The organism is Flavobacterium sp. B167r (genome assembly GCF_056824315.1).
This window is the reverse complement of record NZ_CP124859.1, coordinates 1435971-1452372: the sequence shown is the minus strand read 5'-3', so window position 1 is coordinate 1452372 and position 16402 is coordinate 1435971. Positions and strand designations below refer to the sequence as shown.

Annotated in this window: 12 protein-coding genes and 2 tRNA genes; 3 read left to right on the top strand and 11 right to left on the bottom strand. The window is 33.8% G+C overall.

All coding sequences use genetic code 11. From position 1 onward, the window contains the following. Window positions 1–272: 272 nt before the first annotated feature. From QLQ96_RS06610 to trxA, 9 genes are all read right to left on the bottom strand, one after another. Window positions 273–1856 carry an MFS transporter gene (locus tag QLQ96_RS06610; protein ID WP_482495695.1) on the bottom strand — a complete coding sequence of 528 codons (1584 nt, stop codon included), beginning with the start codon at window positions 1854–1856 and terminating at the stop codon, window positions 273–275. Between the two features lies 1 nt (window position 1857). Further along, window positions 1858–2910 carry an HlyD family secretion protein gene (locus QLQ96_RS06605; protein ID WP_482495693.1) on the bottom strand — a complete coding sequence of 351 codons (1053 nt, stop codon included), beginning with the start codon at window positions 2908–2910 and terminating at the stop codon, window positions 1858–1860. Window positions 2911–2979: 69 nt separating this feature from the next. After that, on the bottom strand, window positions 2980–4272 hold the full coding sequence (locus tag QLQ96_RS06600) for a TolC family protein (protein ID WP_482495691.1): 1293 nt from the start codon (window positions 4270–4272) through the stop codon (window positions 2980–2982). Between the two features lie 426 nt (window positions 4273–4698). Next, window positions 4699–5523, bottom strand: a complete 825-nt coding sequence (locus QLQ96_RS06595; protein ID WP_482495689.1) for a helix-turn-helix transcriptional regulator — start codon at window positions 5521–5523, stop codon at window positions 4699–4701. 240 nt (window positions 5524–5763) lie between these two features. Continuing rightward, window positions 5764–5837, bottom strand: a tRNA-Asp gene (locus QLQ96_RS06590). A 479-nt stretch (window positions 5838–6316) separates the two neighbouring features. Then, window positions 6317–6390, bottom strand: a tRNA-Asp gene (locus QLQ96_RS06585). An 86-nt stretch (window positions 6391–6476) separates the two neighbouring features. Beyond that, complete coding sequence (locus QLQ96_RS06580) at window positions 6477–7403, bottom strand: DUF58 domain-containing protein (protein ID WP_482495687.1); 927 nt, start codon at window positions 7401–7403, stop codon at window positions 6477–6479. After that, window positions 7400–9988 (bottom strand): M1 family metallopeptidase, encoded by a 2589-nt coding sequence (locus QLQ96_RS06575; RefSeq protein WP_482495685.1) that lies wholly within the window; start codon window positions 9986–9988, stop codon window positions 7400–7402. Before QLQ96_RS06575 ends, QLQ96_RS06580 begins: the two co-directional genes overlap by 4 nt. A gap of 174 nt (window positions 9989–10162) precedes the next feature. Further along, window positions 10163–10480, bottom strand: coding sequence for a thioredoxin (trxA, locus tag QLQ96_RS06570; RefSeq protein ID WP_008466289.1), 318 nt, complete (start codon window positions 10478–10480; stop codon window positions 10163–10165). 231 nt (window positions 10481–10711) lie between these two features. Between trxA and QLQ96_RS06565 the strand changes: the two genes are divergently transcribed. Further along, window positions 10712–13183, top strand: a complete 2472-nt coding sequence (locus tag QLQ96_RS06565; protein ID WP_482495683.1) for an AsmA family protein — start codon at window positions 10712–10714, stop codon at window positions 13181–13183. A 186-nt stretch (window positions 13184–13369) separates the two neighbouring features. Next, a complete protein-coding gene (gene dcm / locus QLQ96_RS06560; RefSeq protein ID WP_482495681.1) occupies window positions 13370–14602 on the top strand; it encodes a DNA (cytosine-5-)-methyltransferase in 1233 nt (410 codons plus the stop codon). On the opposite strand, the gene QLQ96_RS06555 is transcribed toward dcm, so the two are convergent. Continuing rightward, window positions 14592–15314 carry a PmeII family type II restriction endonuclease gene (locus QLQ96_RS06555; RefSeq protein WP_482495679.1) on the bottom strand — a complete coding sequence of 241 codons (723 nt, stop codon included), beginning with the start codon at window positions 15312–15314 and terminating at the stop codon, window positions 14592–14594. The genes dcm and QLQ96_RS06555 overlap by 11 nt on opposite strands. A gap of 198 nt (window positions 15315–15512) precedes the next feature. Beyond that, window positions 15513–15743, bottom strand: coding sequence for a hypothetical protein (locus QLQ96_RS06550; RefSeq protein ID WP_482495677.1), 231 nt, complete (start codon window positions 15741–15743; stop codon window positions 15513–15515). Between the two features lie 342 nt (window positions 15744–16085). On the opposite strand from QLQ96_RS06550, the gene QLQ96_RS06545 reads away from it, so the two are divergent. Continuing rightward, window positions 16086–16400, top strand: coding sequence for an HPF/RaiA family ribosome-associated protein (locus QLQ96_RS06545; protein WP_482495675.1), 315 nt, complete (start codon window positions 16086–16088; stop codon window positions 16398–16400). Window positions 16401–16402 lie beyond the last annotated feature (2 nt).

The window sequence follows — 16402 nt, the reverse complement described above, 5'->3', positions numbered from 1 at the left end:
TCGCAGGATTTTGTTTAGAATCTCGCAAAGTTGCAGAGACGCAAAATTTTGTTTCACGCAGATTTAAAAAAGATTTAAGCAGATAGGCGCAGATTATTTATTAAAAATCTTAAAAATAAATCTACTTAAATCTGCCAAATCTGCGTGAAACAAAATCCTTTTAATCTTATTAATCTGTGGCAAAAAACAAAAACTTTGTGTCTCTGCGACTTTGCGAGACTAATCGCCAAAGATTTGCAAAAAACTTGAAACATTAAACTTGAAACAAAAATTTACCCTATCCAAATTTTACTTTTCACCAAAGTCATCGTTTGTTTCAAATGTTGATTGCACGCAATTAGAATTATCAAAACCACTAAACCGTAACCCACAATCGTATAAATCTCCATATCGGCCAATAAAGTCGATTGTTTAGAAATTGTCCCGAAAAGCTTTTTCATCGCCAAAACATTAGCATTATCTGCAGAATATCCTTTGGCAATAAAACTTTGCGTTGTTGAAGCAATTATGTTTTGAGCTTCTGGATTTTCACCTGTTACAAATTGGCTTAACTTCAAAAAGTGTTTTTTATTCAAGAAAACCATCGCATTCTGCATTACGCAAAAACCAATTGTACTTCCCCAAAAACGTCCCGAAACTCCAACAATTCCAGAAGAAACCGCCATATTTGCTGGAACCGATGATGTGGTAAATAAGATGAGCGGAACAAATAAAAACCCCACACCGATTCCTTGCAAAATATAGGGAATGATAATATCGCTCAGCGCAACATCTGGCACAAAAAGAAACGTAAACCAGAAGTGGAAAATAGCAATAAGCGTAAAACCAATCATGAAAATAATTTTAGTTGAAACAGATTTCATCAAGAAAAAAGCGGCTAAAATAAGTCCGATTACGTTTCCTAATCCGTTTATGTACTGCACGCCCGCCACACGCGATGGATCCCAATTCCAAATGGAAAACATCGCAGAATGACAAAGACTCAACGTTGCTCTGCTGATATAGAAAAGGAAAAACAATAAAAATCCTATTCGCAGATTGGCGTATTTTATAACTTCAAAATTGAAACTTGGTCTTTTTACCAAACGCTCTTTAAAGATGAACAATCCGCCTGTGATGAGCGAAATCATCAACACTAAAACCATTTCTGAAGATTGAAACCAATATTTTTTTTCCGCGTAAACAAAAAAGTAGGCACCGCAAAGAATCGAAATTAAAACCAAAAAATAACTCATCCAGTCGATTTGATACAACGGAATCTTCTTCGTAATTCGGTGCCCTCTGAAAGTAACTAAGATTAAAAAGACGTTCAAAACCTGCAGTCCGCCTGAAACATACAACATGTATTTCCAGTCGTAATGATCGAGAAACCACACGGCAATATTCATTATAAACGGCGTTGACAACAACAGTGAACCATAATAAAATGAGAATCCAATAATTATGGCATTTTTAGAATTAAACTGTTCAATGAGCAATTGTCTGATCGTAATTACAGGAAGTGCCATTAGGATTCCTTCGGCAATTCTCATCACTAAAAAGACCGAAAAATTGGTAATATAAGCCGATGCAACAATCGTAATTCCGATAAGGGAATAAACCGCCATCAGATAATTTTTCGCAGGAAAAAAACTCGAGAATCGGCTTTCGATTAAAATAGTCGCGAGTAATGTTCCGTACGTAACACACATCGCAAACTGCAAATCTTCTGGCTCAATGTCCAGAAAACTCGCCGCATACGTTACGTTTGACGTGTAAACTCCCAATAAAATCATGGAATGCAACAAACAAACGAACAAAATAATAATGATCGCCCATTTTGGAACCCATGATTTAAATATACTTTTATCTTCCATTTTATTTGTGCGCAGCAACAACCGTAATGTTCATTCCTGCTCTTAAAAAATCGGTTTGTTTGTCTTGTTCTTTTAACTGAATTCTAACTGGAATTCTTTGTTCAATTTTCACGAAGTTTCCAGTCGCATTATCTGGAGGAAGCAACGAAAATCTCGCACCACTCGCAGGCGATAACGAAGCAATTGTTCCCACAAAAGTTTTGTCGTTTATTGCATCAGCTTTAATTTCAACTTCTTGCCCAACCGTTAAATATTGCAATTGTGTTTCTTTAAAGTTCGCTGTAATCCATTTTTCTTTACTTACGATAGAAAGCAAAGACTGCCCTTCTTTTACCATTTGTCCTGGCTGTAAAGTTCTTTTTCCAACCCAACCGTCATAAGGTGCTGTGATTACCGTGTACGAAAGAAATAATGCCGCATTATCTGCAACAGCTTGTTTAGAAGCAATATTGGTTTGCGTTGTCGGAACATTCGCCTCAGCAACAGAAGTACTCAAAGTAGCCGAATGAATTCTGTTTTTCATTTCCGAAAAATGCGCTTGTGCCGATTCGTAATCTGCTTTAACCTTTTCTAATTGTTGAGAAGTTGCCGCTTCTTCACTTACCAAAGCTTTATATCTTTCGTATTCTAATTTGGTTTTCCAAAGATTCGCTTTAGCCGCTTCCAATTGCGATTCGTTAATTGCCGTTGCACTTGCTGTGTTAACTGCATTTTTCTGAGCCACAACGTTGTTTTGTTCTGCGTTTTGAACATCGGCAAGAGCCACATTCAATTTCGATTTATATTCTCTGTTATCAATCACTACCAAAGTATCCCCTTTATGCACAAACTGGTTTTCATCAAAACGAACTTCCTGCACATAACCCGTAATTCTCGACATAATTGGCGTTACGTATTGTTCTACCTGAGCGTCATTGGTTTCTTCGTGATTTCGGTTAAAAACATAAAACCAAATTCCCAAAATAACCCCGCTTATAACCAGCGTACACGCAATAATTGTTATCAGTATATGAAACGTCTTATTTCTTTTAGTTTCATTTTTTATCTTAACCATCTTTATCTCTTTATCTTAGTTTTTTTTAAGTCTTTTCTCTTGCTTCTTTCTTCTATAAAGTCTAAACAATTAGCTCTGAGGCATAATCCCAGCCGTATGCATAATCTCATAATGTTTCAAAACAGCATCCAAATGAGTAGCAATTTTGTTGTATTTCGCCTGAAGCAAAGCATTATCAGCATCAACCATTTCGGTAATTAAAACCAATTGATTTAAGTATTTCAGCTTTACGATTCTGTAGTTTTCTTCAGCTAAATCCAAAGCTTTGTCAACCACAACAAACTTCTCAAGGATTTCCTGATATTGCGTGTGCTCTTTGTACAACTGATCCTGAATTTCATCTTTTATGATTTCATTCTGCATTTTCTGCGCATCGATTTTAGTATTTGCTTTTGCCACTTTCGTTTTGTTTTTATACAAAGCCGAAAGATCAAAACGCGCCTCGATACCCACTTGACCTAAAGTGTACAAATACGGATTTGGTGGAAAGAATTTGTAGTTTGGATAATAAAAACCATAATTCCCGAAGAAATCTACAGTTGGCAGATAATTCCCTTTTACCAATTTCAATTCAGTTTTACTGATGTCTAATTCTTGGCTCGCCATTCGCATTTCTTCATTCTGCATGGCTTTGCTCAGATAAAAATCATACGGATCTACGCCGTTCATTTCGTCTAGACTTGCAGTTGTGTCAATTGTAATTTCTTCGTTTTCCGAAATCTGAATTAAAGTCTTCAGATCGTGAAGCGCTATTTGAATGTTTTTGGAGTTTGTAAGCGCATTCAACTCACGATCTGAGAGCTGTAATTCGGCGCGTATCACCTCATTTTTGGTTATCGTTCCGTGTTTCTGAAGCGATTGCACTTCTTTTAATCGGTTTTTTTCTTCTTTGATATTTTCTTCAAATATTTTTTGAAGTTCCATCATTTTGTAAATCGCCAGATAATTGGCCACAACTTGCAGCTCAATATCATTTTCTGTTTTTTCCGATTTTATTTTTGCAATTTCGCTTTCCTGATTCGCAATTTTAATCGCGTTATTAATCTTGTTTCCAACGTAAATTGGCATTTTAAAAGTTGAATTTACCTCGTAGATTTCAGGAATTGCTTTCGTAACTTCTTTTCCATTTAAGAAACCATCACCTTTAAATTCTGTAATGTTGGTAATTCTAGAGTACATTCCGTTAAGTTGTACATCTGGTAATCTAAGTTCTTTTCTTTCTTTGATGTTTTGCTCAGCGAGCGTAATCTCCAGTTGAGATTTAAGGACTTTTTTGTTGTTTTCCTTCGCCAGTTTCATCGCTTCTTGTAAAGAAACCGTATGAACTTCCTGAGCTTGTAAACTATTGAATACTAACACCATTAGTAAAATCAATAAGCTTCTGGGAAAACAATCTTCTTTAGAGTTTGTTTTTGTAAGGAACATGAATATTTGAATATTTTATGCTGCAAAGTTCCTTCATTTTTTCCTTGGCGGATGATTCTAAAAAGTCAATAACATATTCATTTCGGACAAATGTTAAAATTCCATTTTCCGAAAACGTTATATTAAAATACTGAAAAACAAATGGTTAAAAATTGAAATTATTTCACGAAGATTTAAAGGGATTTTAGCAGAGGACGCAGATTTTTATTTTTTGCTCTCGCAGATTCCGCAGATTGTGCAGATTATAAAGTATTTAAAAAAATCTCCAAAATCTGCGGAATCTGCGAGATAAAATTTTTAGCCAGAATAAAAGAAAATCTGCAACATCTCCTTAAATCCCTTTAAATCTGCGTGAAACAACAACTATTTACCTCGCTCTAGAATTTCTTTTCCATTAAGATAATCCGAAGGACGTTGACCTAAAATATTGAAAAAAGTGTTGCTAAAAGTCGGAACACTATTATAACCAACTTCCAGAGCTACCTCTTTCACCGAAAGCTTTCTTTCTAACAAAAGTTCGATCGCTTTAAGGATTCTTCGAATGGTATAATATTGAATAAAAGACATTTTGAGATCTTTTTGAAACAAGCGATACAAAGAGCGTTCGCTAAAACCAAATTCATGCGCCACATCAGCAAAAAGAATCGTTTCTCCCAAATTATTTTCGATATGTCGAAGAATTTTCCCCAATCGTTTATCTTTAGGCTGAGGAAGTTCTAAAGGCAAATTATTAGTACATATTTGAGGAAGAATCGCTTTTATAGCTTTTGCAATCACGAAATTCGGGGTATTTTTTTTCAAATCCCCATTCCATTGATTGGTAAACATCATCATTTGGAGCAATAAATTATTCACCGGATAAATGCCCTCGCTTTTGTAGAATTCATCTTCATCTTTTTCAACTGGAAAATACAAATTTCGCATCATCACATGTTCCGACTTCGGTTCGATGCTATGCTCTAATCCAGCGGGAATCCAGATAAAATGTCTCGCAGGCAAAAAATAGGATTTCGTTTCAGTTGTTACAAAAACTACATCACCCTCCGCGTATAACATTTGCGCTTTGTTGTGTTTGTGTGTTGGAACCAACAATTCGCCCATTATATCATGATGACAATAGATGCTTTTTTTATCGGCATCTACTTTATTGAGATAATATTTGTCTACTTTGAATGTTGATTGTTCCATAATATAAAGATAGGAAAGAAATAAATTCCAAAACTTGACTTAAAAGATTAACCGCAAAGCACGCAAGGATTTTTTCCAAGATCACGCTTATAAACGCAAAGTTCGCAAAGCTATATGATAAAGCTTTGCGAACTTTTATAAATCTCGCTAAAAAAACCTTTGCGAACTTTGCGGTTAAATCCCACAAAGTTTACATAAAAAAAATGCCTCTCATAATGAGAGGCATTTTACAAACTTAGGCGGTCTGGACGGGACTCGAACCCGCGACCCCATGCGTGACAGGCATGTATTCTAACCAACTGAACTACCAAACCCTGCGTTATTGTGGTGCAAAAATACAACAGAATTTTGTTTCTACAAGTGTTTTTAAGAATAAAAATTTAATAATTTTTTAATAACCTAAAATCCAATATTTTAAAAATCCATGTTTTATCCAAAAAGCAGGAATTTTCTTTTGTTTAACCACAAAGGGCGCTAATATCTAGGCAAAGTTCGCAAAGAAAAATTAATTAAATAATCAATGTTTTCAAATGAATTAAAACAAAAAAGTCCGCAAAGCTTAAAAAAACTTTGCGGACTTTGCGTAAATCTTCGCGTGCTTTGCGGTTAAATAATTGCAAAACCAAATAGTCTTAAATCAAAAAAGCCATCCACAAAAGTGGAAAGCTTTTCATTGGTCTAACTACTAAACCAGCTACGAGTTACAAAGTCGTAGCAAAACAACACAACTAATCTTAGATACCGTATTTGGGCAAAAAAGCCTTTCTGTTACGAAAGGCTTTCCCCAATATTGCGGTCTGGACGGGACTCGAACCCGCGACCCCATGCGTGACAGGCATGTATTCTAACCAACTGAACTACCAAACCTCTGCGTTATTGCGGTTGCAAAGATAGTACAGAATTTCATTTCTGCAAGCGTTTTTATAAAAAAAATTAAAAAAAAGTTTAAAATATTATCCAAAGTTTTGTTTTTCAACCAAATAAGTAGTCAATATTTTTTCAAAATTATCGCCAACATTTACCGGAACGTACTTAATTTGGTTTTTCGCACAAGTCAAAGCCAAGTTTTTAAAGTACGCTTCTACCCTTTTTTCATATTCTTCTTTTACATTGTCTGCGAAAATAGAAACCTCTTCTCCCGATTCTAAATCAATGAACTTTCTTGGCGTGTTATCAAAATCAAACTTCATTTCGGTTTGATTGTCAACCACATGAAACAAAACTACTTTGTGTTTATTGTGTTTCAAATGTTGTAAAGCGTTGAATAATTTCTCATCATCTTCGGTTTGAAACATATCCGTAAACAAAATAATCATCGAACGGCGGTGCATTTTCTCTGCGATTTGATGCAGATACGTAATTGTATCCGTTGTTTTCTTTGCTTTTGGCTGTTCTAATAATTGTTCCAATTTATTCAACAGCATTCTGTGATGGCGGTCGCTTCCTTTTTCTGGTGCGTAATATTCGTAATGATCGGAGAAAACGCTTAAACCAACCGCATCGCGCTGTTTCTTTAAAATATTCATCAAAACGGCCGAAGCCAAAACTGCAAAACCAATCTTCTTTTCATAAAAAGGCTGATTCGATTTCAACTCAGGATAATGCATTGACGACGAATTATCTACAATCAAATGACAGCGTAAATTGGTTTCTTCCTCAAAACGTTTCGTGTACAAACGATCAGTTTTGGCAAACAATTTCCAATCGATATGTTTCGTGCTTTCGCCTGGGTTATAGACTTTATGTTCAGCAAATTCGGCTGAAAATCCATGAAACGGACTCTTGTGCATTCCAGATATAAAACCTTCCACAACCTGATTTGCCAGCATTTCTAGATGCTGAAAACTCGAGACTTTCTCTATTTCCGATTCAATTTTCATTCGGTTTCTTTTTTAATATTTTGTGCTTTATAAAGCAAATCTGTCGCCTGAAACAACTTACGTTTCAAGATCGGACTAAAATTAGGGTTTTCTTTTAAGAATCGCTGTACTTCATCAAAAGCATATTTCGACGAATATTTTCCAACGGTATTATCCAACCAATCTTTTGGAAAGAAAATATCTCCCGTGCGCTGGATTTCGTCTACCAAATCTAGTGAAAATCTAATATATTTCTGAGCACTTTCCTGATGAAGCGGATGATTTACATTGGCCAAACCAACCGAAACCCAAGATTCTTTCTCACGATTGGCATCGTCTTTTAAAGATTCTATAAAAGCATTTCGAACCGATTCGTCTTTTGATAGCGATGGCAGAAGATATTCAAAACGTTTCTTTTTGTCTGGATTTGAAATTGAATTTCTAGTCTTTTCTAAAATTTCATCTGCTTTTTGATGTTTGAAAATAGCCAGATTCATTGCCATATTGGTATAATCGTCTTCGTTTAATTTTAAACCAGAAATCGAAATTTCTCTATTCCAAACTTTATATAAACTCGCTTTTCCCGACTCAGAATAAGCAACCGAACTGAATAAACCAAACAGAGTCTTTTTAATATTCGAAGACAAATTAGCTTGCAAACGTTCGTACAGAATCCCTACAAGCTGTTTTTGAACTTTATTTTGCTGTTTTTCGGTGAAAAATCTCCAATAAATCGTGTTCAGATTATTAGAAACAATTCGCAAAACCAATTCATTTTCTTCGGTTTGAATTCCCTTTAAAAAGCATTCATAAGCTTTTTCTGGAGCAATATTTCCAATTAAAGTATTTTCATAAAGATTACTGTACGCCGAAGCTCTCGCCACCTCATCTTTTAAACTTGCGATATCATTTAAATTATTCCCGTCAAGCGGAAAAACTCCGTATCCAAAACCATTGTAATTGTAAATAATTGTGAGCGGTTTTTCAAGTCCGATAGCCTCTTTTAAAACCAAATTTTTATCTGTAATATTTGCCGTCAATACTTTTACTTCATTGGCATAAACTAAACCAATTTGAAAAATCTGAGGCCAAACATTATTCGATTTATCTTCCGCTTGCTGTGTTATTTCAAACTTTTTGATTTTGTTTTGAGCGTCATATTCGATTTTATCTGAAAAAATCGCTCTTCCCGATTTATTCACCCAAACTTCGCTCCATTTCTTCATATCCAAAGGCGTTTCGGCATCGAGGATTTCTACCAAATTATTCCAATCGGCATTATCATTGGCATATTTTTCAATGTATTTTTGAATTCCTTTTTGAAAGGCTTCCTTCCCCATCGAAGCTTCTAACTGACGCATCATAATTGGTGCTTTGTTGTAAATCATAGCCCCATAAAGCGAACCAGCATCTTTCAAATTTGCCAAATGCTGTCGTATCGGATGTGTCCCCAAAGATCGGTCTTCCGCGTAAGCGCTAGGATAATGCGCCGTAAAAAATTGCAGATTATGATTGACTTTCGGAAAAATCGGATTCATAATTTTATCTGCCATGAAGTTCGCAAAAACCTCTTTCATCCAAACATCATCAAACCATTTCATTGTGACTAAATCGCCAAACCACATGTGTGAGGTTTCGTGCGCGATCAATTTTGCTCGGTTTAATTTTTCGCTGTCGGTTGCACTGTTATCCAAAAACAAAGTCGATTCTCTGTATTGAATTGCACCAACATGTTCCATTCCGCCATATTGAAAAGCTGGAATTGCGGCGATATCTAATTTTTGAAAAGGAAAATTATAATTAGTATATTCTCTAAGGAAATCTACAGATTGTTTGTGCAATTTAAAAATAGTATCGGTACTGTTTTGTATTTTTTTCTCATCATTCTCGCGATACAAAAAATTCATTTCACTAAATCCCAATTCCTGTTTAGTAGTTTTAAATTTTCCAGCTACGAAAGAAAACAAATAAGTACTCATTTTATCCGATTCATCAAAGCCATAACTCATATAAGAAACATTATCAATCACTATTTCATATAGTCCAAAAATTCGGGCAGCAGAAAGAACGGTCCATTCAACAGGAACCTGAAGCGCCAGTCTATAAGTTGCTTTTAAATCCGGCTGATCAAAACACGGAAACAAAGTGCTGGCACGATCTGGAACTAATAAAGTGTATAGAAAATCATCATTTCTGTTTAAAGATAAATTTCCAGCGATAAACGAAATTTTGATTTTATTTTTTCCTAAAATCAAATTCTCCACAGGAATTAAAATGTGTCCTTTTTCATGAACTATTACAATGTTTTTCCCGTTGGCTTCAATTGTTTTTATGTTTTGAGTTTTTTCTTTAAAATCTAAATATAATGGCTCACTCAAATCTGATAAAGACAAGTTAACATTTACCTCAGAAACAATATCTTCACTTTTCTTATACGGAATTTCAAATAGAAGTTCATATCTGAGGCCTGAAATCTGATGCTTTCTAAATTGAGCCAGTTGCTCTGAAACACCATTTTCTACAATAAGATTTCCTTTTGTTTTGGATTGCGAAAATCCAATCGTAATCATCGTAAAAAAAGCAAGTAAGGGGTAGAAAATTTTCATTTTTAAAGGAATATAAGATTTGCTAAAAATAAAAATTCCGCCACGAATTCACGAATTATTTAAAGCAAATTCGTGAATTGCTTCGCCGGTTCGCTATCGCTCGGGTCGTGGCGAACACAAATAAAAAAGGCTTGACTTTCGTCAAACCTTCTTTATATAAATTGCAATCTAAGATTACAATAAAGCATCTAAACTATCTGCGTAGGCTTGTTTCGGAGCTACTCCTACTTGTTTTCCTACTACTTCACCATTTTGAAACACCAAAACAGTTGGTATGTTACGCACACCATATTTTGCAGCAAATTCTTGGTTAGCATCTACATCTACTTTACCAACAACTACTTTACCAGCATACTCTTCGCTTAATTGGTCAATGATTGGACCAACCATTCTACAAGGACCACACCATGCTGCCCAAAAATCTACCATTACTGGTTTATCTGATTTTAAAACTACTTCATCAAAAGTAGCATCTGTTATTGCTAATGCCATAATATATTAAGATTAAAATTATGTCTGAATATTTAACTTTCAAACTACAGTACAAATTTAAAAATTTAAAATAAATCAAACACCATTACTAAATTAGTTTTCATTATAAATGTATTGTCAATAATTATACACTGTATAGGGTTAAATTTACAATTTATTTATCTGAAAATCAAACCAATAAAAGTTTTAGCATTTTTTTAGTATCTTAGTAAGTCCAAAAACATGTTTAACATGAAAGAAACTTTACATAAAACAAAATCCTTTCTGCAATCTGATTCCTTTAAAAAATACGCCAAACGTTTCGGATATTTTATTCTTGGCTTAGTTGCCATTCTTTTACTTGCCTGCGGAGGTTTGTCCATATATTTCAACCAACATAAAACTGAAATAATTGCAAAAGTCAATACCAAAATCAACGAAAATATAAATGGTAAATTCCATATTAACGATTTTCATTATAAGTTTCTAACGGGTTTCCCCTACTTTACTCTAGCTCTGAATGACGTCGAAATAAAAGACAATAAATGGGAAAGCCACAAACATACTTTACTGAGAGCCAAAGAGATTGAAGCGCGCTTAAATATTTGGAGTTTATTGCATCACGAAATAAATATTCATAAAATCTTAATCAACGACGCTGATATTTACATTTACAAAGCCGCAGATGGTTATTCCAATTCCAACATTTTCAAGCCTAAAAAGAAAAAACCTAAAACCGATAAAGAGAAACCTGAAACTACAATCGATCAAGTAAGCTTAAGCAAAGTTCATGTGATTATCGACAATCATTTAGGACATAAATTATTTGATTTTGATGTGGCCAGTTTAGAGTCAAAAGTCGATTATGATGATGGCAACTGGAGCACTAATTTGTTTTTGAAAACGAAAATTAACAGCCTTGCTTTTAATACCGTTCACGGAAGTTTCGCCAAAGAAAAAGTGCTAGAAGGTAAATTTGATATTTCATATTCTGAAGCCAAACAAAAAATTGACATTAACACCCAAAACCTCAAAATTGGTTCTGATGCTTTTGATATTGTCGCTTTCTTTAATATCGGAAAAAACAATTCGCTTTTCGGAATCAATATCGGGACTGATATTTTATGGCAAAATGCATCTAATTTATTGTCTGGAAATATCAGTTCGAAGCTGAATAAATTTGGCATCAAAAAACCGATAAAAGTAAACTGCGATATCAAAGGCGATTTAAATGTAGAAGGCGATCCTAAAATTGTGGTTCAGGCAGATGTAAGAAACAACGAACTGAGTATTCCGGATGGTTTGTTTACCAATTGTTCTTTCAAAGGAATTTTTACCAACACTTTTAAACCACAAAAGGAATCCAGTGATCCAAATTCTGCTATTATTTTGACCAATTTTAAAGCCGAATATGAAAACATTCCTTTAAATATTGCTCAAGCTGTTATTAATGATCTAGAAAAACCAATTGCGACAGGAATTGTAAATTCTGATTTTGATATTTCGAAATTGAACGGAATGATGAATGAAAAAACCCTTCATTTTGAAAGCGGCCATGCCAAAGCTAATTTGAAATTTCAGTTTGATATTGTCGATTTGTACATCAATAAACCGCGTTTTACTGGCGAAGTTGATATTGACAACGCAACTTTCGATTATATTCCAAAAAATATTCGTGCCGAAAATACAGCCGTTCAATTGTCTTTTACACAAGAAGCGCTTTACATCAAAAAAATTGCTTACAAACACAAAAACAACATTATCCGCATTGACGGAAAAATTGATAATTTCCTAAATCTGTACTACAACGCCCCCGAAAAAATGGTCGTAAACTGGAATATTTATTGTCCTAATATTGATGTGAAACAGTTTTTAGGCGTTTTAAAAAATTCTCCACAGCAAAAAACAGTAACAAAAAAAGCAGCGAAGCAGAATGTCAATTTTACTAATCAGCTAAAATCTGTTACCGAAAAATGTACAGCGATCATTAATCTAAAAGCCGACAAAATCACTTACGGCGCGCTTACTGCAACCCATACAAAAGCAACACTGCAAATGCTGAATTCTAAAATTCTGCTCAAAAACGGAACCGTACAGACTTCTGGCGGAAGCATCAATTTTAGCGGTTCTGTTCAGCCAAGCGGAAACCATTATGTTTTTACTTCAAACGCTCAGGTAAACAAAGTTGATATTGCGAGCTTTTTAAGATCTTTCAACAACTTCGGAATCAAATCTTTTAGTCCGAAAAACATTCGCGGCCGATTAACCAGCAATGCCAACGTTACAGGTTTAATGAGCAGCAAAGGCGATTTGATTGTGAATTCGATGAAAGGAAAACTTGATTTTAATGTCAACCAAGGCGCATTACTCAACTTCGAACCTATTATGAAAGTCGGTAAATTTGCTTTTCCGCTTCGTGATGTAGAGAATATTACTTTCAGCGATTTATCGGGTTCGCTTAATCTTCGCGGCGAACAAATCGATGTCCACAAACTAACAATAAGTTCAAGCGTTCTTAACATGGATGCAGAAGGCATTTATTCTTTCGGCCGAGGTACCAATCTCGCACTTACAGTTCCGCTAAGAAATTCTAAAAACGACGCCAAACTCGCCACCAAAGAAGAACGAAAAGCCGTTCGAGAACGCGGTATTGTCCTGCATTTGATTGCTTATGATAATGAAGGGAAGATGAAGGTTAAGTGGGGAAAGAAGGAGAAAGGTTGATTTCATTAAATAGATATTTTGAAAAAACTAAAAAATATATGTAATCAGTTTCTTCATATTTAAATGATATTTAGCCACTTAAAAAATCAAAAGCTTTTTGTTCCAATTTATAACAATAAACATTCTTGAATATGGATTTTTTTCATTTATTTTTGTAACCATTGTATAACGTTAAACAACTTGGTTATGAATGAATATATTTCATTGTCTGAAGCATCAGAATTATTAGGAAAGAGTAAAGAGACTTTAAGACGTTGGGATAATGAAGGAAGATTGAATGCTGTACGTGAGCCTATGAGCAATTATAGAATGTACAAACGATCTGAAATCAACGATTTATTTTCAAGTTTTATAGATGATGACATACAAGAATCTGTTTCAAACTACGTAAAACCAAATAATGATTACACTGTACTTGAGCTCTTTGCTGGTGCAGGTGGACTTGCAGTAGGAATGGAAAAAGCAGGTTTAAAATGTGTAGCTTTAAATGAAGTTGATAAATGGGCTTGTGAAACATTAAGAACTAATAGACCAAAATGGAATGTTTTAGAAGGAGACATAAGAGATTATAGTTTTTTAGAATTTCATAATAAAGTTGATGTTGTAACTGGTGGTTTTCCATGTCAAGCATTTAGTTACGCAGGAAAAAAATTAGGCTTAGCGGATGCTCGAGGAACATTATTTTATGAATTTGCAAGAGCTGTAAAAGAAGTCAATCCTCCAATTTGCATTGGAGAAAACGTACGCGGATTGTTAAGTCATGATAATGGAAAAACATTACAAGGAATGATTTCTATTTTAGATGAAATTGGTTATAATGTTGTACCTGTACAAGTCTTAAAAGCAATTAATTTCAATGTTCCTCAGAAAAGAGAAAGATTGATTTTAGTTGGAATCAGAAAAGACATTGATCTAAAATATGAATATCCAAAGCCATATAAAAAAATATACAACCTAGAAGACGCTCTTAAAAAAAGTGATTTGTTTGATTGTGATGTTCCTCATTCAGGAGGTTCAAAATATCCTCAATCTAAAATTGACGTCTTAAAACTTGTTCCACAAAAAGGATATTGGAGAGATCTACCTTTAGATATCCAAAAAGATTTTATGGGTGGAAGTTTTTATCTTGGCGGAGGAAAAACAGGAATTGCTAGAAGAATTGGTTGGGATGAGCCTTGTCTCACCTTAACTTGTAGTCCTGCACAAAAACAAACAGAAAGATGCCATCCAGAAGAAACGAGACCTTTTACTGTTCGAGAATATGCTAGAATTCAAACATTTCCAGATGATTGGAAATTTGAAGGTTCCCTTGCTCAACAGTACAAACAAATTGGAAATGCAGTTCCTGTTAACTTAGGTAAAGAAGTTGGGTATTCTATAATAGATTTTTTGAATAGATATTACAAATTTAAAAATTAAACAAATTAGATTTTCTTATATCATTCGCTAGATCTTCACATCCTTTAGTTATAAATTCTTTAGTATCTAAATGATTTATAATTTCATGTAAAGAAATTACTAAACCATCATAAAAATTTGGAAAACCAGTTATTCTTTGCCAAAATTCTCGACCAATAATAACTGGATGTATTTCATCTATTTTTTTATAATGCATACTTAATTGTAGCTGCTCTCCATATAAGACACCAACAATAAAATCATTATTATTACTACCTATTAAAGCATCATTAGTTCTTGCTAGTCTTATAGTGTTAGTAAACTTTGCAATTAAAGGATTCACATCTTCTGAATTTATAGTATTTGGTCCAGATTTTAATTGACACCATTTTTTTCTCCCATCAATCTTATCAAAAAACTCGATGTCAATTCCTTTGATTGCAGATCCATCTGCTAGATTAAGCTTAATAAACATTTTTTGAATGTTTGTCCCAAATGAAGTATTTATTGAAGTCCCTAAAACTCTAGGATAATATAATGCCTTGGCAACACCTTCAGGAGTATAATTATTTTCTAAAACTTTTGATAAATACTTTACAACTATTGGATTTATGTTATAATTTTTTAGCTTTGAATGTATCTTTAAAGATGCATTAATATGATTTTCAAAAATATTATTCTCGAAATATTTAACAATTTTAATCAATAATTCTTGTTCGGTTATTTCTTGCATTTTTTAATATTTTTAGATTGCTAAAATAAACAATTTTAATAATCTAAATTAAACGAACTTATTTATTGGTATTATTTTCGATTTATAAATACTCTCTTAAAATAAAAAGAAGGTTTATTATTAATTCAACACCTCAGATAATATTCAAATTAATTTCAAAAAAGCCACTCATCCAAGTGGCTTTCTCATTTCTAATTTCTACTCAACCTCCAAATAAGGATCCAAAATCTCTGCTAATTTATTCAGCCAATAGAAACTATCTTCGAGATTGATGTTTTCGGGTTGTATGGTTTCATTTTTTAGGACATTTAGCGCAAGGGTATAATTTACCTGTCTAATGGTTTTCGCCATACTTTTGGAATCAATTGAATTGTTGAAGAATTCAGTTAACCTCAATTCGGTTTCTTTGGAAAAAGTGTTTGTACTCATAAGTCTGAAAGTTTAGAGAATATAAAACCCGCTTGGGTTAGCTGCTCTACGCCTTTCAGAGCGTTGCGGTTGTTTCCAATACCGCCAGCATACCTCACGGGCAGAAGTTTTGATTTTTTCATAGTCTGAAAGTTTAGAACTCCAAATATATAAAAAACAAAAACAAATTGTAAGTTTTTTCTTTATTTATAAAATTAAATACTGTAAGTATATTTTCTCTAAATCGAAATTACAAAATTGAAAAAATAATTCTTTTAAAATTTCATAATATTTCCTTAACTCACTTGTCTTTTATCTTTAAAATGGATAAGTTTGAGAATGAATCATTAAATTTTATCCGTTATGAAAGTACAAATCAATACAGACAAAAACATTGAAGGAAGCGCAAGATTAGAAAGTTATTTTTCTGGAGAAATAGAAAAAACTTTAACACGTTTTGAAGATAAAATTACCCGTGTAGAAATCCATTTTGGAGATGAAAACGGCGAAAAATTCAGCTTGCATGATAAGAAATGTGTAATCGAAGTTCGTCCCGTAAAATTACAACCCATAACCGTAACAGAACATGCCGATACTCTTGAAAAAGCTTTCAGCGGAGCATTAGCCAAAGTCAAAAAATCGTTGACCAGCACTTTCGAAAAAATAAAAGAACATTAATA